This is a genomic window from Cupriavidus sp. IK-TO18 (genome assembly GCF_015549295.1).
Taxonomy (GTDB): Bacteria; Pseudomonadota; Gammaproteobacteria; order Burkholderiales; family Burkholderiaceae; genus Cupriavidus; species Cupriavidus oxalaticus_A.
Genome location: NZ_JADGMP010000002.1, coordinates 100,651 through 119,449, shown reverse-complemented (window position 1 = coordinate 119,449; position 18,799 = coordinate 100,651). Strand labels below are relative to the sequence as shown.

Below are 18,799 nucleotides of genomic sequence, written 5' to 3'. Positions count from 1 at the left end.
GGCGTTATCCCCGACGGATGCGCCAGCGGTGACCACCCGGGTCAGTTCGCTTTAACTACGCTTCAGCAGGAAAAGCTATCGGTAGCAGTGGTAAGTCGGCATTAGCCGCAAGCCGCCGTGCGCGACCGCCATCGATTCGAGGAGCCCGTGTGAGCCCATAGACGCAAGAAACTCGACCTAGTGCTATTGCGGCCACTGGAGAGGTGGAAATACGAAGTAGTCACGAAGTTACTCCCGTAGACGTATCGCCCGCCCTACAAAACGACGAGCGAAGATTGCTTGACACCTGGAGGGCGTGGGGAGAGACTACGCGCGCGTAACCAGCGCGGACGCGTCATTCTCTCAGGATGAGGCCGTCTCAAGGGCAGGCACTAGGTCGCACTGGTGTCTGCCCTTTTCCGTTTACGTCACGACAACGTAATGAAATTCGGTGGATGCACCAGCGCCACTGGTTGGTGAAGAGCATGTTTGATTGCGGGTCGCACTCCGCGAATTAATACGCTCGACGCTCTAAATCCTAGCGCTCCCGAAGCTTTGGAACAAGTCTTTTAGCATAAGCTCCTCATCGCGAGTTTCGGTGAGCCGAAGTCACCTCGACGGTCACCGTCTTCCCTCAATACTGCAGCCTTGCTAAGAGAAGCGGCATAAAAGATGATAAGAAGAGCGACATAGGCTATTCGCCATTTTAAAAAAACTCTCTCTAATCTAATGGCACTGCGTAATTTAAAAAATGAGAGGCTTGCGCGCTATAAATAGCGATGACATTCAATTGCATCCACGTTGAATTATGAGTAAACGTATTTCATGCCGTCGCTGCTTGTAAGTCGTTGATTTGAAAGGTAAAATGCACAATCATCCGCACTAAATGGAGCTGCGCCTGTCCGTCGTTTCCTACCACCACCATTGAAATTTTTTAGTGCAAGAAATAATGAATGTGAACGTTTTTGAGCCGGGCAGTCGCTCCCGTCACTGTAAGATTGGTGACAACAGCGTTCGGAATCAGTTATCGACTTTTTAAGAAATTTTTCCCTAACACCAGTAGACGTTAGGATAGGTCATCAACAATGGTTGGGCCGCTGTCCTCAGGAGCCTCATCTCTTCCGGCAAACGTACTTAGATGCATTATGAAACTATTTCGAAATATTTCAACGCGTAGTATGGTGCACATCGCGATGAATGTTTGATGTAGAAGAACACCCCATATCTCGCCCACAACGCGTTTTTAGTGGGCACGTAAATAAGCGGTTTCTGGCCATGCGGAATCTAAGCTCGTTAGCACATGCTCGCTCGCGGCTCACAAGATTGACCTGGCTCACGTGTTTGACGCCGATGCGGGCGTGCCTTTGCGCCCCAACGGAACCAGCGGCGAACATGCTGGCGCCTCGCGAAGTAGGGTGATGAGTGCATCGCACTGTTCTTGCGAGCATAGGCCCTGCGTACCGTGAAGGATGAAAGCAACGTCCTTGAGCTGCGTAGGAACAAGCCGATAGTCGTAGTCAACAATCGCCACGGACTGAGGCCGACGTCTTGCCAGGTCCTGTATAAGCCAGTCACTCCTCGGCGTGGGTTCTTTTGACTTGAACCTAGTCACCCTGTTTCGCGGCCACGTCGCGCCTATGACCTGCCGTTGGGCGACGGCTGGAAGCCGCTCGCGAGCCGCTCGATAACCGACGTAGTAGACCCACCAGCTATGAATCACTATCGGGGTGTCCGGCACTGCTTCCAAGATTTGCTCGAGAAAGTGATTGTTCTCAAACAGCTTATGGCCAGGTGCTTTCAGTTTCGGCAAGCCGCCAGTGCTGAAGAAGACTTGATTCGGATGAAGGACGCCTTCGAACCCGAGGTATAGAGTACAAGGCATGGCGCATGCCCCTAACATCGGCCGCACCGGCGGAGAAATTCGGTGGAGCGAACTCTTGCCGAAACTCAGCCTAAAATGCGTCCAGCGACGGTTGTGTTTCAATTGACGCCGCTCGTCGGTGCGTTGTCATTCTGCTTCTGATGGCGTCCTGAAAAAAAATGCCCGCGCCTCACAATTGGGCGGCCAATATCTCAAACCTGTATCGGTAGCCGGAATAGCCTTGAGCCATACTGACACGCCGTGGTCGCGCCTTGCCTCTCGGACCGCGCGGGGACTGTTATCTCGAAAGGGCGTTGCATACGATGACCTTGCAGAGAGGCTTCGCGCCCTGGGCTTGCGGGATTCTGTGCGCGCAGTTGAAGGAAAGGTACTGCGTGGGTCGTACCGGTGTACCTTCTTCCTGCAACTGTTGAATGCACTGAATTCCGAGTATCCTGCCCAGTGGACGCAGGTGCTCGAGACCGACAGTACTTGGGAGGAGATGGCGAGACATATCTATCTCCTTGAGTTGTCGGGCCACAATCTCACCTTCAGGCAGGTGTCGAAACGGCTTGTCAAATTTGGCATCAATATCGCTCCCGAAGCTTTGGAAGAGCAGATAGTCGCAGGAGACTATCCTTTCGTTCTGCTGTTGCAGCTGGCGCTGGCGGTGCCTATCAAAGGCTTCGAACGCTTCGTCGATGCGCGCGATATCGTGCAGACCGCAGGCGAGGAGACGAGCAAACCTTCTCCCGGCACAGACGGTGTCGCGTGAGGGAAAGCTTGCCACCATGCCACATCGAGGCTACGTAGGTGACCTGCTGAAGTGCATCGAACTCGGTACAGGGACGCAATCTCGGTGCGCCTTCATAACTGTCACACCTTGAAAGCGGCCTTGTGCAGGACGGTCGAGCAGGTGAGGGAGACCAATCGTCTGTAGTTTTGCTTCGGCCCTCGCCGTCTTCTTGGTAGGGATTTTTCCCTACCGGTACTCTATGACGCCGGCGCTAAAACGCAAGCATTTGTTACACATCGCTGCAAAGCGTCGCGCCGAGTTGGAATGCGGCTTGAATCGGGCGCGACGGAGTGAGCCCGGTACGGTATTTTTCCTTCAGTCGGAAAAAGCTGACGTCGTCCTAACTTGACGGCATCCTCCTTAAACGGCCAACGGGCAGTTGCAGTGCCCTTGTGCGGCGCGTGGAGTGCACGCGTGACGGTTACCAGAGCCTTCAATATGGCAACGCGTGGCGTCCGTGCCTTAGCGAAGAAGTGTGACATATCTCACACACTTCCATGGACTCGGCATTCCATGTTACGCATCATTTCCCGCAAGCGGGTCGTTATCAGTCACTCACACATTCGGGAGAGATGCCATGGCGCGAAAGGGTGGTAGGCCGAAGCTGACCCTTGAAGGGTTATGGGAGATTGCGAAGAACCGCGGCGGGGAGTGTCTTTCGCAAGAGTATGTCAACTACAAGTCCAAGTTGCGTTGGCGGTGTGGACTCAGGCATGAATGGGAGGCCAGCGCGAGCTCGATTAAACATGGCTCGTGGTGCCCGGACTGCGCCATAGAGGCCAATCGCCAGGTGAGAATGCTTGGCATCGAGGAGTGCCGCCGAAGCGCTCGCGAGCGCGGCGGCGAATGTCTGTCCACCACGTACGAAGGGTCGAAAAAACCGTTGCTATGGCGATGCGCGGCTGGCCATGAGTGGGAGGCAATTCCAAACTCGGTCCGTAATGGACACTGGTGCGAGCGATGCGCCAACGAAGAGAAAAGCCGGGCCAACACGAATCGCTCAATTGAAGAGATGGACGAACTCGCCCGGGCAAGAGGGGGCCGCTGCCTTTCCACCGTCTACCGGAATGTCAACAGCATCCTTGAGTGGGAATGCGGCCTCAAACATGTGTGGCCTACCGCGGCCGCCAATGTGATAGCCGGAAGGTGGTGTCCCACCTGCAGCCGCGGTCTGAGCGAACGGCTCTGCCGGCATATCTTTGCGCACCTGTTTTCAGCGCCGTTCCCTACGGTACGACCGAAGTGGCTACTTGGCGAACAAGGTCATTCCCTGGAGCTGGACGGCTATTGCGAGCAGTACAAGATTGCGTTCGAGTACCACGGCGCGCAGCACTACGTGCCCGTGAAGCAGTTCAAGCTGGATGCCGCACGCCTTGCGGAGGTACAGGCTCGCGACGCATGGAAGCGGGACGCTTGTCGCCGCCACGGCCTCACCTTAATTGAAATCCCATACACGGTAGCCCACGCGGAGCTTGAGTCGTTTATTCGGGAAAGCCTGGTGCAGGCCGGTATCGAGCACGCACACTGGGAGACACTTCCCTTCCTGAAGCTCGATAACGTGGGCCTCATCGTTGACCCACGGCTTAACGCCTGCCACGAGATGGCGGCACAGCAGGAAGGAAAATGCCTGAGCCCGCAGCATCTCGGACAGAAAACCGACCTGCAGTGGCAGTGCCAACACGGGCACACGTGGGAGAGCACCCCCTATCGCATTAGGAAGGGGTGGTGGTGTCCAGACTGCCGGAAGAAGGGCCGAGCCGCTGCGCATAACGCGCAGACGCTGCAGAAGGTTCACGACCACCTTCAAAAGCTTGGGAGCCGCTTGCTGTCAACGACGTTTGAAGGGCAAGACGAACTGCTGCAGATTCTCTGCGGCAAAGGCCATGAGTGGTCGACCTCGTGGGCCAGTCTGCGGCACGGCACGAAGTGCCCGCATTGTCCGAGGCCATCAAAGCCTTCCCAACGCGCAAGAAAGCGGTCGCGAGCGACGCCCATCTGGAACGAGCAATTGTCGCTGTGGGACTAGCCCGGTACACGCTTGCTTCCCACAAGACGGTACCGCGGTCTGACATACTGTGCGATACCCCCACATAGTTGCGGGCGGACGTAGCCTAGCCTGTGGATTCAGGCTGTGTCATGGGCGCCATCAGCACCGCGTAAGACATAAGGTTCTCACAGCCGCCTCTTCGTAGGGCCAGCAGTTCATCTCCAAAGTTCGGATTTCGACAGTGAAGCTGACAGGGCGGAGCAACGCCTCGCTCGCAAGCGAGTCACCGAATACGTCTCCCAGAGGGCCATCGGCACGATGTCGTTCAAGGACATGGCGCGCGACGTCAGCTTAGCGATTGGTTCGCATAGTTAAGCGAACGCAGTCACTCCTGAGCGCCGCCACTCTCAGTGGCGCTCTTCCTTTGCCCCGTCACTTACTGGAGGTCTTTCGGGCCAAGGCTTCCTTCAACGCCAGCGCCAGGGCCGAGTCTGCCTTGGTCGCTCGACGCGCCGGCTTGAACTCCCGCAGCGTGGTCGATGGCGCCGCGGGTGCTTCAAAGGCAGAGGACGGGACGGGGGCAGCATTGCCGCCATAGATATGGTTGCGCCTCCGTTCCGCTGGAGTCGCCTTCGCTGTGAATGCAGTGCGGGTTCCATCTTTCGACACGCGGAACAAGACTTTCTCTTGCGGTGCAGATTTGGGGTCCTCCTGCTCGCGGGGGAGCGACATTGGTTCCGGCATGCGATTCAGGTGCTGGTGCAGACCGCGAAGCTCCACAGGAACTCTGCTGGCATTGACGCGACGCAGACGCGATAGAAGGCCGCCAAGCTTCGGAGCAATCAGGAGATGCTTGGGTGCAGCAAAGATAAGGTTGTCGGGGACGCCGAGGTTTCGGAGATTCTCTTTGCCGCGGCGTAAGCGTACTGCCATGACTTTGGACTTGTCGCTACCCAGCTTAGCGACCATGCCTTGAAAGTCCGCCGCTTGCAGCACGCCCAGCTCGAAAACGAAGGTCTGCTTGCACCGGTCCAGGATGGCCTGGCATTCAGCTTCCGAGGAGAACGAGGAGGTGTGGACTGAGCTGGATTTGTAGTCCCACATTTGGCCGGTATGGCGTGTTCCCTTGTACATGCTTTGTCTTGCGAAGCCTGGGTGCCGCAAATCTTAGCACGGGGGTCCATGGGGACTGGCCCGCTGGAAACGCCCATTGCAACGTTCCGCCACCCGCCGCGGCGAAGCCCCACCAAAGCCCACCGCTCCGTGGGCATTTGCTCTCCCCCAGGTAGAGGTTTCCGTGCCTGCTAGGTGCTTCCCGTTTCTCGATTGATACAGAATCGAATCCTCGCGCACAAAATGCGGGGCCAATTAGCAGGGGAGCCTAGTAATCTCCTGCCGTGGCATGATTCATGCGGAAACCATCAGTCATTCTTCTGGGGACTCGCATGGGGCTTTTTCATTTCCTCCCACCCTGTTCTGCGCCTCTCTACTTCGGCTTTGGGCGCAATCAGCATGTCCGAAGTTTGCGCCTTTTACCGATAAGGCTTGGAATTGCGTTCACATTCTTTACATTTATGCTCATCGCGAACGCGAAGGAGTGTGACTCCCTTCAGGTTGAAGTCTCTGTTGCGAAGCAGACCGAAACCAAAGTGTTAAGCATTTCGGAGTACTCGAATATCCTGCGCGTCAGAACCACAATGGCGCCAGGAAGGGATTACTCTGATAGACGAGGCGCATTGGCCATTATTGAGATTCAATATCGATTGGCCAAAAATATGGTCCAGCATGACCGACTAGTACCTTACTCACTTTCAGTAGACATCCGCCCTGGCACGTTCAGCCAAGAGGTAACCACTTCGATAACCCAGAAAATTGAAAGCGTCAACGTCACAAGAGCCTACTGCAACAACGACAAATATCGGTAAGGAGCGCGAAATGAAGCTACAGACATCCCTGTTGACCATGACACTTCTATTTTCAGTTTCGACGAGCTTGCTGGGAGCTGAAGTCACTTTCAAGAAGCGGCAACAAGCTGGGACAGCGGGGAACTTCAAGTACACCTATGATTACAAATGTGCAGATGGAAAGAAAAAAGGAACTGTGGAGGTGCAAAGCGCAAACGATAATGCTGCCAGGGAGCTTGCATTACTGGAGGCAAAGGAAAAATGCGGTGAAGAGTAGATTGTAACACCTAAGTGCAAATCGACCTTTAAAATCTTCAAAAGGGGTGATGGAATGCGAAATCTAGATTATTTTCGCAAACAATCTACGCCATTCTGCATTGTGCGAAACGCAAAAAAAATCGCAACAAGAGCATTATTAATAGGCGCTCTCATTGCCTTGTCTAGTGCGTACGCGGCGGATAAGGGCAAGCCAGATAAACAGAAGCGCAGTCCTATTGATGGTTGGGATAAAGCTAAATTTGGTATGACTATCCATCAAGTGCAATCGTTATACCCAAATTCTACGATAGAGACGATGGGATGCGACAAGAGCTTTTGGAGGAATCAAGGACGGTCGCCAGACTTGGATTGTAGAACGCTTCAACTGGGTGGTGCCGAAGTGGCCGGCTCGCTCTTTAACGTTTACTTTTATTTCTTGGAAAAGACTGGCGCCTTAAAATCTATTACGCTGTCCTTAGCTGGGCAAAGCGATTTTACAGACGCTTTTGTTGATTCTACAATCAAAAATCTTCAAGCGAAATACGGCCGCGGTCAAGTATTCAAACTTACCGAGCAGCAAACGACCAAACGCGCTAAAGAATATTGTGATAATTTGCTAAAAGAACCCACTGGTGTTCCAGAGTGGATTGGAAATACCAAATGGGAGCGCTATCTCTACCTAAAGGGTAATGGTGGTGTAATCAAATTATCGGCAAAAATAGACGGCGTATGTCCTAATATGCCAGATGCGGTACGTGAGCACATAAAAAATCCAAGCCTTATAATGAAAACGTTAAGAATTGAATATGACCGGGAGACCGAGGGAACTGGTCAAGGATTATAAGTGGAGAGGGGATTGCATGACTGATTCCCAAGCTCTGAGAACATTGCTGCTATGCCGCCGACAGCCGATAATAAGACCCCTGTGGACATTTCGGTCCCTACGAGCCTGAACTTCGGACTCGCTTCCTATACGGAGTACAGGTCATAGATAGGAGGTCTTATGTTCTTTTTCATCCGTCGCATCCGCAAATACTTCGCACGCGAAGACGCCCAACACACAAGAGCTCGAAGAGATGTTCCAAGAAGGCCAAAAGGTGCGCCACGTGCGAACAGGCGAGGTCTACACGGTCGAGTGGGTTCGGCTCAACGCGGCGCTGCTCACCAGCCCCAATGGCTCGCAGTTCATCTTGGACGGCTCTCAGCGGCTGGAGCTACCCCGAACCGACGAGGCTGACCGGTGGGACCCAGTTCCTGCCTGAGCTCGCGCTACACGCCAGCGTGGACAACATACTTTTGTGGAGGTCAAGACGTCGATTTTCGGTTCTGCAGTGTTTCGAACTCCGTCGAGAGGATGGACTTGCCGCTTCCGTTCCACCTGTAGATGAGATTGGGCTTGTCAAACGGCTGCGCTTTCACATCGTCGAAATTTCGAAAGATGCCGTAGTTCGCGTGCTTTCGAATCGAAGTAATTGTGGTCATGGAACAGGCAGACTGCTTGTAGCGTGACAGGGACAGCCATTATGCCCACGAGTAGATACGGCGCTCACCCTACTGCTGGCGGCGGGCAGTTTCTCTTCCATCGCCACCGGATTCTGGAGTCAGGCGATTTCGAGGCAAATACCCCGAGCCCATCTCAGGGATGACTTTCGTCATCTATTTAGAATCTTTGGGTTCTGGTCCGCAGAATGAGCGGCGGATGACCATACGCTCGTAGTCGAGCAAAGTCCTGCCTGGCCGACGCTGGGGCAAGCTGACCGGTCAGCGCGGCAGCTTCAATTTCGAAGAGGCCACACGTCGGGCAGTTGTACCCAAATGCAGTCGCTGTTGCGACATCCCTCCAAAGCAACTCGCTGGGAGGGTTTTTTTTACACACAGCGTTCAATGTCGAATCTCGGCACTGAGATACAGGGTGCCTTACGGTTGGTCATATTTCGTCTTCTTGCCACCGCCAAAATGCTTTACCAAATCAATGAGCGCCTCAGCAACTTTGGCATCAGTACAGCCTTGAAGGCGAATATCGTCACTATCACCGCCGCCATCGCGCGCGTTCTTGCATCCCCAGTTATCCATGCACTGCTCCTTGTCCGTAGGTGAAACGTTCACGCAATTCCCTCTTGAGCAGACAAGTAAAATATCGACACTGCCGTCGCTCCGATGCCTAAAATCGAGAAAAACTTTGGAAAGAGAGACGGAATATGTATTTTTGTATTTATTTGAGTGCCTGTCAGAAAAATCGTATTGCTGATGGGCGAAATAAATAGTCCCATCCGAGGTCAAATTTTCAAATTTTGATGAATCCCCGCTAACCCAGCTAGGCCTGGGACTGCCACGTTGCTCGTGGGTGCATATACCCCTTCGCAAAAGGAAATCCTTTGCATCCTGAATCTGCTCTTCCGTCATCGTCAAGGGTTTATCCGGCTTCTTCTTTTTCTGGGCCTCGCTACCCATGGGGGCAAAAGCAAGGCACAAGGACAAAATCCCGCACATGAAGAGTCTCATCATCGCTCCCGCTTAAGGAGTGACGCGCGGCTGTCGTCCACTTCCCGATTCGTATGGGCGTGTTGGAGGCAATCCCTGTGCGGCACGCCGATTACACTCGGCATACTGGGTGGAGCATTCCCCGGTCTGACCCGGTCTTCGATTCTCGTGTGGGGTTCCCGAAATCGTCTTCATGCAGTTCGAATACCGAGCGGCACAGATTTCATCGCTCTTGTTCGCATACGAGGGGTCAGAGCTTCCTCCACCCCCAGAATCCACCGCCCTAGGGGGAGCGGCAAGTGCTTGACCGCTTGCGAGGGCAACAGTCAAGACAAGGAACGGAAGACCTTTGAGAAAAGATACTCCGCTCCAGGTATTCATTTTTGACATTTTTCGCTCCCAGCGGGGCATCCACTAATACATTAGTACGCTCTAGTCAAGAGTTCAACTGTCTTTATGTCTGACGCATTATGCAAGTGGCAGCAACGGGACCGCCCTAGCCTCCGGATGAACGCCCGATTGCAGAGGACCCTTCTATACGGAACAGAAATTCCAATATTCTCGGTCAACATGCAATTCACGTCGCGGGGTCCTGGCAAATGGAAGTCAAAACGCCATCGACATTGACAACATCTTCAAAGCCTCTCGTCTTGCTCGAAGCCTTGGCGCAGGAGCGTGCTATGGCCAGAAGCCGAGACACCGCAAAGCATTTGCTCTCTCCCTATAAGCTCACCCATGCCTGCAATTAAATGGGTCGAGCCATCTTCGCACGCCACTTCGATGAAGGGCGCTTGTTGCCATGCCGGCAGGGCCAGCGAGCTTGGTATCTCAAAAACTTCCGAACCTTGGTCTCTCGCCAGGAATTTTTTTATCGACCGGAGTTGTGAAGTCCTTGGTGCGGAAAGCGTAAGACTCTTCGACCTGAAGGTTGCTGCAGCCCCCGGAATCTCGCGCCCGGCTTCCTTGCCGGTAAGGCAGCGACGCAGGCGGTCCGCGGCGGATTCGGCAGCCGGAGCGGCCGTGCCGGAACCGATGCGGCGGGTTCTTCGACGGCGTTCATGTGGTCGATGGGCTTATGACCGATGGCGGCCTGGATGCGGCCGCGTCGGCTTCGACCCGCAGCTTCTCGGCCTTCTTGTTCAGCGCGCCCAGGGCGGTCGAGGTCGAGCTTAGGCCGGCCTTCAGCGAGCGCAGTTCGTCCTGGCTTTGTAGGCGCAGCAGTTCGCAATCCTTATCGGCCTTGGCCTGCCCGATGGCACGCAGAGCCATCTTGGCGTTGGCGTCGAAATCGGCCAGCTTCTGCGCGATGGCGTTCCGGATGCCCTGTAGGGTGTCGCCCATCAGTGATGACGCGCTAAGCGAGATTTTCTTCCCGGTAGAACATCCGCGAATTAAAGCTAATCGAGCCGCGAAGGGCCGATTTGCGTACTACACAGACGCCGACACGGCCACAAAAAATTATCGGCAACAGAGAAGTCTGGATGCGTGGAACCGCCACCATGAACGACCTCGATGAGGTCCGGCACGGCTTGCGTCTTCTGATGTCCTGCCTCGGCGACAGCGCAGAGGGTGCTAAACTGCGTGCAGCCTTGGATGCCTTTGAACCTGGGTTCGCAGACTTCACAATCGAACACTTCAAGGCTTTCAAGCCGATTTTTCCCGATGACACGCTCATAACGTGCCTGTCGGAACAGACGAAGATGAAGACCAACATGGCAGGCTGTCAATGTGGCGCGCATACGGCGGTCGAAACGGCGTGGCGCTGGTTTTTAAGGGTGACAGAATCCTCGCCGATGGAACCTTTCAACTTGGCGCGATGAGAAGTCCAGTTGAATACTTGGATGAAGCGGGGTTCCGCGCATTGTTCGGTCGGGTTGCAGACGGCGTCCACAAGAATGCAGCAGCAATCCGTGCCACGGTGTCCAAGGAGAAGGTAGGCGAGAGCTCGGCAGGTTGTGAGCCAGGTAAAGACTACAGAGAGCTGGGATACGGGAATAGTGGCGCGTGCAAACGCTCGACATCGATGTCGAGAGTTTAGCAAGACTGCGGTACTGATGACGAGGATTTGAAACGTACTGCCGTGCTCGGTTATAACTGATTCTGCCTCACGCCTCTTTGATTGCCGATGGCGACTTGACTGCGAGCCGAATCGCACTGCCGAGACGCTCCTCAGCTGTGGAGGACGCCTCAACAAGGCTTGCGCCGAGGAAGCACTGGAAGCGCGGTTCGCGGAAGCACGCTCCCCCCCCCGGTTGCTGGCGTCATAGAGCAAATCCGCGCTCTGATGGAAGAGTATGGTCTGTCAGTGGATGACATCGTCGGCAAGCGCCGCGGCGGTGACCCGTGGGCGGCGGAGCGCAGAAGGCAGCCAAGGAGCCACTGCCTCCGGAGTATAACGACCCAAAAAGTGGCAAGAGTTGGTCAGGCCGTGGTCGGGCGCCGGGTTGGCTAGGAAAGAATCCGAATCGGTTGCCGAGCGAGCCACGCTGAGATACGTCGACTTCGTTTATGCAAGAGTCCCACGGCGAGAACAGAGTTCAGTCCGGTGATGAAGTGAAGCAACGAGTGCTTTGTAGCCAAGCGCCAACGCCTTGCATCTATCTGCAAACGTTCTACACTCCAGTCACGCGCCCACGTCGGCGCCTCAACGTTGCCGCCACAAACAGAACTTCATCCTGGCAACAACTTCTCCCAATCTTGTTTGCACAAGCGCTATCCGCCGCGGCAAATCGGTAGCGCGTCGCGTCGCCCGCACAGCTAGCAGCAAGGCTGTGCGTGGACGCAAGAACGGCAGGTCTAACACATCCCTTGTGCACATGTACTAGGGGTGGTGAACAATTGCCGCCTGCGTCCTGCTACCAACTGAAGCGACATGTTTCGCCGCGAAGCAAGCCGAATGCCGCTTGGTCGCGGAAACAGGAGTACGCATGCCAATCTGGTCCGTCATGGGTGTCGATGAGCAACCTGACATCACGCTGCAACGCTGGAGAGTCTATGAGACGGAGCGCGGCGAACATCATTTCGTCGGCTATTGCGTGGAGAATCATTCAGGGCGCGTGAGTTCAGCAGTCGTTTCCTTTGACGCCAAGTCAAGAGTCGGCATTACACGCAGCGGAAGGCGATACGTTCTGTCCGGCGAGCCCGGTTTCAACCAGGATGCCTTGCATGTGTGGAGCTTCTGGTCGATATGTAATGGCGTCAACGAGACCAAGGATGTCAGTAACGAGTACTGGGAGAAAAGTGAGAATGCATCCAGCAGTCATGGTCGGCGTAGAGAATGAGGGAGGCCACCATGCCTGTATGGCTTTCGGAGCCGGGGGATACAGACGGCGACGCAATTCTAAGAGATTGGCGGGTCCTGCAAACGTACGCAGGCTCCAGGCACTTCGTTGGCAGATGCGCTCGTACCGGTCCTTACCGCGTCAGCCCTCCCATTACGTCGTTCAGTGCAAATACGCGGACGGGCGTGACCAGGCAGGGTCTGCGCTTCGTCCTATCTGGTCCCCCAGCGCGGGAGAGTGGGTTGTGGCAGCTCTACTGGCTAGTAGCGACATGGGAAAACAAGGTCTCGGGCACGAAAGACATCACGGGCGAGTATCTGGAGAGTTAGCGACGCACCGCCACCAATGTTGTGCCCCTCTCTTCTAACACCCATGGCGATGGTTCATGGAGGCATGAACGATGAACTCCGTTATGCCGACGACTGCTGTATTGCAAGCAGCTGAGTCTAAGCGTACCTATGTTGAAGAATGGAGAGTGTTGGAGACCTACCGCGGCGACCGGCATATTGTCGGGAGGTTCTCTTCCACTGGCAGGTACTGGGCAACCCCTCCAATCGTTCGACTGGATTTCACGGCCCGCACGGTCTTCACGCGTGACGGACAACAGTTCCTCCTGGTCGGTGAACCAGGTGCCGCAGTTGCTGCCGCCAACTTCATCTCGCTATGCGCGGTTTTTGATGAGCGTCTATTGACAACAAGAGACGTGACGTGGGACCTGGAGGTGCACGCTCAGGGGCGCATCGTAGGAGAGTGCCTCCCGTCGACTAGCATCCGGCTGAACTCTTCCAGCCACCGCCCTTTTGATGTCACCCCCAGTGGTGAGGATTCGCAAAGTGCTATTGGACCATTCGAAAATGTCTGAGCCAGCTTTTCTCGACGCGTTCGCACGGAAGGAGCTGCATACGCGCCGGCGGCTTGTCAAAGAAGGACAGTTGGTGCCGCTCGCGACTGCGAGGGCGCGCCTTGGGGTAACTCGACAATTCCTGAACCAGTTGCTGTCTAAACGATGCATGTTCACTGTGGACGTGAATAACGAGAGGTACATACCGGCGTTTTATTTGTCAACGGAGTTGGACCGTCGCAAGCTTGAAGAAGCCACGGAGCTTCTTGGTGATTTGCCTGGCTGGAGCAAATTCCAGTTCTTCACAACGCGCAAAGCGTCTTTGAACGGCTTGACGCCACTGGAGGCGCTGCAGCATGGCATGGTCGAGGAAGTGATGAGCGCTGCGGAAGCGTTCGCAGGGCCTTAGGCGGAGCCGAGCGGTTCGCCATGAATCAAGTTGCATCGACTTACGAGCCAAAGGGCCGGCCATCCTGTCCACCGAGCGTGCGCCAAAGCACAACGACAGTTGGCTCGCCTTTGTGCTGTGCCTATGCCCCAGCGTTGCGCTATGGGCCTAGGTGTAGTGAAAAGCCTTAATGCTTGCACACGTACCCGTCAAAACAAATGCGGAGGCCACTGACGATGGCTCCAGGAGCGCCTCGGTCTGGTTGTCCCCAAGGCGGTATCTTCTTACACCTTCAGGCCGGGTGAGACGTAAGTGCAAGGAGTCGACTCCTATATGGCATCACCAAACGTCGCCTGTTCCAGCATCGCATGCTGCCGACGCCAATCCGGCATGTGGCGGGTCACTAGCGCCCAGAATGCCTTGGTATGGTTCTTTTCAACGGTGTGGCATAGCTCATGGACGATGATGTAGTCCTGTACGGTGCTCGCTAGCTCCATCACCCTTGGGTGGAATTCCAGCACGTTGTCGGTATCGCAACTTGCCCAACGGCTTTGGAAGTGGCGGATGCGAGCATCACGGGAGTGCAGTCCGGTTTGGCGTTCCCAGTGACGAACCCGCTGGAGCAGCTTCTCGTTGGCACGCTCTCGGTAGAAGCGCTCCAGCAAGGGGGCAAGCGCTTCGGGCAGGATGCTCAGGCCATCGGGGTGCTCGACGATAAAGCGAGACGCGGTAAAGGTCAGCCGAGGTCGGGTGATGCCCTCTGTGTGGCGCACTTCGGTAAAATACGTCCGACCGCAATAGCGTAGACGGCTGCCGGTAACGATGTTGTCATTGCGCTGCGGCTGATTTACCAGCTCCAGCTTGTCGCGTATCCAGCGGGCTCGACGGCGCACCAAGGCTTCCTGTTCGGTCTCGCTCACCAGCGGCCCGCGCAGCAGCACCGGCCGTCCTCGCTCGACCGTCACATAGTGCCGTTTGAGCTTGGTATCGGGCTGAAAGCGCCAATCGATGGCGGTTTGGCCGTACTGGAGGATTGGCATGGTCAGTTCTTCAGCAGGATGTCCAAGATACGTGTGGCATGGTCACGTGCCACTGAGCGTTCCCATCCAGCCAAGGGCATCAGCAGCTTGCGCAACAAGTCGCGAATTTCTGGGTGCAGGTCATGCATCTGCTTCCAGGTGGCCGCTGCCATAGTGCGGCCAAGGTCGGCGTCCTCAAACAGCTTGGTCGTGGCCACCTTGGCAGTGTCTTCGGTCAGCAAGGCAGCCAAGTAGTGGTACACGGCTGAATGGGCGGGGTGCTTGAAGCCGGTGTTGTCTTTGTCCTTGATGCGCTGACCAAACAACTCCAGCTGTTCCAGAAACTGGGCTTGGCTGATGCGGCCAGCCTTCTCCTCCTCGAGCAGCTTTTCCAGCTCGTCGGCCAGCTTGTCGAAGAACGCCGGGTCTTTGTCCCGGCCGGTAACGATGGTGTGCTTCAGCTGGTTTTTCATCACCAGGGCCTGACTGCCAGGCCCGGCCAGCTTTTTCAGTCGGGCCATATCACTGGCATCCAGAATCGACACCTCGCGTCCCAGCAGGCTCTTGGCCGGGCTGGCGGCGATGTATTCATCCAGGAGCTGCTGCAACAGCGTCGATTCCAGCTGGGTAATGCGCTCACGGTAGACGTTGCCCGGCAGCTTGTCGCGCAGCATCAGCCGGATTTCTGCAAACAGGGTGAAGTACGGCTTGAAGGGTACGCCGCGTACGTCGGGCAGGATGATGTCGATGCTGCGGTTGAACTGCTTGACCAGTTCCAGGAAGTCTTCTACGGCATCCAGCCGGCTGGCCGGGTCGAGAAAGCGTTCTGCATCGTCCTTGTAATCCTCGCGCTGGGTTACCGGGTCGTGCTTCTTGGGCAACAGCTTGAGAATGCGGTCGAGCGTCGCTTGTAGCTTGGGCAGTTCGCTTTCTACCCCCGCCCAGACCTGCGCCGGCTGTACTTCGCCACCATAGATTTTCAGGGCTTGGTCAAGGTGCTCCACAACGCCGTGGTAATCGACGATATAGCCGGCATTCTTCCCGGCCATGGTGCGATTCACCCGTGCGATGGCCTGCAGCAGCGTGTGTTCTTTCAGCGGCTTGTCGAGGTACATAGTGCCGACGATGGGGGCATCCCAGCCGGTCAGCAACATGTCCGAGACAATGATAAGGCCGACGTTGTTAGCGTGGGGCTGACCATCCCGGCCCTTGGCCTCGTCGCCATACGGTAGCGGGAACAGCTTGCTGACGAAGTTGCCAATCTGCTCGGTCGGCAGGGCGACCGGTGGCTTGCCGGCTTTCAGTTCCGCACGGAGACGCTCCTCGATGGTTTGGATGCGGTCTTTCTCAATATCCTTCTCGGCGGCTTCCTGTTGTTCTGAGGCCCCAGTACGGGATGCAGTGGCGCTGACCAGCGAGATAACCACCCGGCTCTCAAATGTAGGCAGACCCTTGGCTCGGCGTTCGGCCATGATGCCATCGAGCAAGTCCTTGTAGCGCACCGCCATCTCGCGGCCATCGCACACCAGCATGGCCTTTAAGCCCTTGGCTTGTACGTTGGCCATGAAGTGCTCAACCAGATGCGACGCCACCTGTTCCATACGGTCACCGGCCTGTCGCCAGCGGGCCAGCAGTTCCTTCTTCAGCGCCTGCTGTCGGGCTTCGGTCTCACCCCCGAACCGGTCTTTGAAGGCTTGGTCGAGCGTGGCATTGGCCGATAGTGCTACCCATGCGTCTTGGTACTTGATGGGTAGGGTCGCGCCATCGGCCACCGCCTCGTGCAGCCGGTATTCGTCGATGTAGGTATCGCCGCCAAACTCGGCCAGCGTATGCTTGTCGTCATTCAGCAGCGGGGTGCCGGTAAAGGCGATGAACTTGGCGTTGGGCAGGCTGGCGCGCATGAACGCGGCCAGGAAGTCGTACTGGCTGCGGTGCGCTTCATCCACCAGCACATAGAAGTTGGGCTTGGCGCTGAGCACGCGGAAGTTCACCTTCTCGCGACTGACCTCTGTCCACTTCGCATCGAGCAGCACGCCGTCCTCGTCATGCAAGCCGAAGTGCTCGTTGCGCTCTTCTACCATGAAGAAGTCCTTGTCCTCGCGCACCCGTCGATGCCGAGTGGCATGCAGCAGGTCATCTTCATCGTCGGGACCAGCGTCTGTCGCGTCTTCAGTCTGCGCGGCCGGCTGGTCGTTTTCCTGAAACTTCTGCACCGTGCTGGTGAACACGCTACCGTAGTCGTTCGACAGCATCTTCACCAAGCCATCCACCGAGACGGCCTGGATGGCCTTGATGCCCACCGCATGGAAGGTGTCGAAGATTTGCTTGTCGAGGTCTTTTCGGTCAGTCAGTACCAGGACGGTCGGGTTGTTCAAGCCCGTACTATCAGCCCGCAGCATTCTGGCCAGCAGCGCCATCGTCAGTGACTTGCCGCTGCCTTGGGTGTGCCAGACCACGCCACCGATGGGCTTGGAGGCAGTTAGGCGGGCTATGGTCTTGCGCACCGCCCGCCACTGCTGATACCGCGGCAGCTTCTTCACGGTCTTGCCGTCGCGGGTCTCAAACAGGATGAAGTGGGTGACGAGTTCCAGAAACCGCCCTGGTTCAAACAGCGCCCAAAGGAGCAGGTCTTGCTCACTGGAGTCTTTCCCCAACAAGCCGGCCACCGTTGTCAGTTCGGCTTCCTGCAGCCGGTAGCGGGCATAGAAAGCCGGCTTGGTCAGGATGGCTCCGTACAGCCCTTTGCGCCGGTTCAGCCCCACGCAGACCTGGTTGTAGACGAACTGGGCTGGGAAGCTGGCTTGGTAGCCATCCAGTTGCGCCAGTGCTTCATCCAGCCGGTGGTGGCTGGCTTTGCATTCAATGATGGCCAGTGGCAGGCCGTTGACGAACAGCAGCAGGTCGGGCCGGAACAGGTCGCCGTCAGCGTTCTTGCCGACGTACTGGTCTACCACATGGAAGTCGTTACTGGCAGGGTTCGCGGCATCATAAAAGCGGACGCTGCGCAGCTTGCCGTCGACATCCTTCACCTGGATGTCGGAGCGATGCACCACCTGGTCCCAAAATGTCTTGTTCGCCGGCAGCAGGTCGTCGTTGACCCGTTTGCGCAGTTCCATCAGCGCGGCATCCACGCCACCGGGAGCGCTGTCCAGCCATGGGTTCAGCGTCAGCAGCCTGGGGCGCAGGATGTTGTCCAGCACCGGGGCGAGGTGGCGGTATTCGACCTCGACCCTATTGCCGGGAAGATGCGTGTAGCCCAGTTTGACCAGAGATTCGATGGCCGGGATTTCTACGCCGCCTTTTTCGGGGGACTGGCTCATGATTGTTGCTCTTGTTGTATCGCTGTTTCCACCGGCCGGCTGCGATACCAGACTTCATTGCAGCCGTTATCCTTATTCCCCTGCTTACGAATCTCGAACTGACGCGATTCGTGGATGACCTGCCGCCAGCTACCACAGCCATACCGTTGCGGCTGCTGGTCAGAGTGCTGTTCGCGTATCCATGCCGTGGCGGTATTGAGCTTTGTCCAGCCATGCGTGGCGAACCGGGACTCCGCTTCCCTCAAACAGGAAACGGCCCCACTAGTTGGCCAGTTCACTGACCCATCTGGCCAGATACCATTGGCGAACAAGTCTTCATAGGCCGGAGTCGCCATGACTGAGGCCATACTCGCCCACGCCCAAAGGCCGCCATCGCCCGACTCGTCTTCGCTGGCGGCAGCGTCGTCCTGGTTGGGGGTCAGATAGCTGTCAGTAAGCATGCCCACCAGAGTACCCAGGGTCATTTTCTGAACATAGACCACCTGCGCGTCGCGGATGGCCTGCAACCGGGCGGGTGGCCCGGCAATGTCGCGATGGGCGACCAGCGACTTGAGGAGGATTTCGTACTGCTGAAGTCGAAGCAAGCACCGCCCGAGCTTGCGCTGCACAGTGCGTTGCAGGTCGAGCAGGGCATCGGGATTGGTTGGTGTTAGTGATGCCATACCATTGTCAAGCCCACGTGAG

Annotated in this window: 14 protein-coding genes and 1 pseudogene; 8 read left to right on the top strand and 7 right to left on the bottom strand. The window is 56.4% G+C overall.

Translation table 11 applies throughout. The features are described 5' to 3' along the window. Window positions 1-1,312 precede the first annotated feature (1,312 nt). Complete coding sequence (locus IPF36_RS35045; protein ID WP_368671098.1) at window positions 1,313-1,861, bottom strand: HAD domain-containing protein; 549 nt, start codon at window positions 1,859-1,861, stop codon at window positions 1,313-1,315. Window positions 1,862-2,081: 220 nt separating this feature from the next. Between IPF36_RS35045 and IPF36_RS34480 the strand changes: the two genes are divergently transcribed. Then, entirely contained in the window at window positions 2,082-2,615 is a 534-nt protein-coding gene (locus IPF36_RS34480; RefSeq protein ID WP_255519653.1) for a DUF6471 domain-containing protein, read from the top strand. An 817-nt stretch (window positions 2,616-3,432) separates the two neighbouring features. Next, window positions 3,433-4,662 (top strand): hypothetical protein, encoded by a 1,230-nt coding sequence (locus IPF36_RS01890; RefSeq protein ID WP_195427192.1) that lies wholly within the window; start codon window positions 3,433-3,435, stop codon window positions 4,660-4,662. A 393-nt stretch (window positions 4,663-5,055) separates the two neighbouring features. Here IPF36_RS01890 and IPF36_RS01885 read toward each other — a convergent pair whose 3' ends face one another. Beyond that, a complete protein-coding gene (locus tag IPF36_RS01885) occupies window positions 5,056-5,757 on the bottom strand; it encodes a hypothetical protein (RefSeq protein WP_195427191.1) in 702 nt (233 codons plus the stop codon). 801 nt (window positions 5,758-6,558) lie between these two features. Between IPF36_RS01885 and IPF36_RS01880 the strand changes: the two genes are divergently transcribed. After that, complete coding sequence (locus IPF36_RS01880; protein ID WP_195427190.1) at window positions 6,559-6,804, top strand: hypothetical protein; 246 nt, start codon at window positions 6,559-6,561, stop codon at window positions 6,802-6,804. Window positions 6,805-6,858: 54 nt separating this feature from the next. Further along, a complete protein-coding gene (locus IPF36_RS01875; protein WP_195427189.1) occupies window positions 6,859-7,629 on the top strand; it encodes a hypothetical protein in 771 nt (256 codons plus the stop codon). Between the two features lie 1,073 nt (window positions 7,630-8,702). On the opposite strand, the gene IPF36_RS01870 is transcribed toward IPF36_RS01875, so the two are convergent. Further along, on the bottom strand, window positions 8,703-9,275 hold the full coding sequence (locus IPF36_RS01870) for a hypothetical protein (RefSeq protein ID WP_195427188.1): 573 nt from the start codon (window positions 9,273-9,275) through the stop codon (window positions 8,703-8,705). Window positions 9,276-10,322: 1,047 nt separating this feature from the next. Further along, window positions 10,323-10,607 carry a hypothetical protein gene (locus IPF36_RS01865; RefSeq protein ID WP_195427187.1) on the bottom strand — a complete coding sequence of 95 codons (285 nt, stop codon included), beginning with the start codon at window positions 10,605-10,607 and terminating at the stop codon, window positions 10,323-10,325. Window positions 10,608-10,765: 158 nt separating this feature from the next. On the opposite strand from IPF36_RS01865, the gene IPF36_RS01860 reads away from it, so the two are divergent. The 4 genes and pseudogenes from IPF36_RS01860 to IPF36_RS01845 all read left to right on the top strand — a co-directional run bounded on the left by IPF36_RS01860 (window position 10,766) and on the right by IPF36_RS01845 (window position 13,797). Continuing rightward, the gene (locus IPF36_RS01860; RefSeq protein ID WP_195427186.1) at window positions 10,766-11,086 is read left to right on the top strand and encodes a hypothetical protein; all 321 of its coding nucleotides are present in this window, start codon (window positions 10,766-10,768) and stop codon (window positions 11,084-11,086) included. A gap of 393 nt (window positions 11,087-11,479) precedes the next feature. Further along, window positions 11,480-11,756: pseudogene (locus IPF36_RS01855) on the top strand (H-NS histone family protein). Between the two features lie 437 nt (window positions 11,757-12,193). Beyond that, complete coding sequence (locus IPF36_RS01850; RefSeq protein ID WP_195427185.1) at window positions 12,194-12,547, top strand: hypothetical protein; 354 nt, start codon at window positions 12,194-12,196, stop codon at window positions 12,545-12,547. An 854-nt stretch (window positions 12,548-13,401) separates the two neighbouring features. Beyond that, window positions 13,402-13,797, top strand: a complete 396-nt coding sequence (locus IPF36_RS01845) for a hypothetical protein (protein WP_195427184.1) — start codon at window positions 13,402-13,404, stop codon at window positions 13,795-13,797. 308 nt (window positions 13,798-14,105) lie between these two features. On the opposite strand, the gene IPF36_RS01840 is transcribed toward IPF36_RS01845, so the two are convergent. From IPF36_RS01840 to IPF36_RS01830, 3 genes are read right to left on the bottom strand one after another with little or no spacing between them, the layout of a single operon-like run. Then, a complete protein-coding gene (locus IPF36_RS01840) occupies window positions 14,106-14,816 on the bottom strand; it encodes a SprT family zinc-dependent metalloprotease (RefSeq protein ID WP_195427183.1) in 711 nt (236 codons plus the stop codon). A gap of 2 nt (window positions 14,817-14,818) precedes the next feature. Further along, on the bottom strand, window positions 14,819-18,115 hold the full coding sequence (locus IPF36_RS01835) for a type I restriction endonuclease subunit R (RefSeq protein WP_195427182.1): 3,297 nt from the start codon (window positions 18,113-18,115) through the stop codon (window positions 14,819-14,821). Then, window positions 18,112-18,777, bottom strand: a complete 666-nt coding sequence (locus IPF36_RS01830) for an OST-HTH/LOTUS domain-containing protein (protein ID WP_195427181.1) — start codon at window positions 18,775-18,777, stop codon at window positions 18,112-18,114. Before IPF36_RS01830 ends, IPF36_RS01835 begins: the two co-directional genes overlap by 4 nt. Window positions 18,778-18,799: the final 22 nt, after the last annotated feature.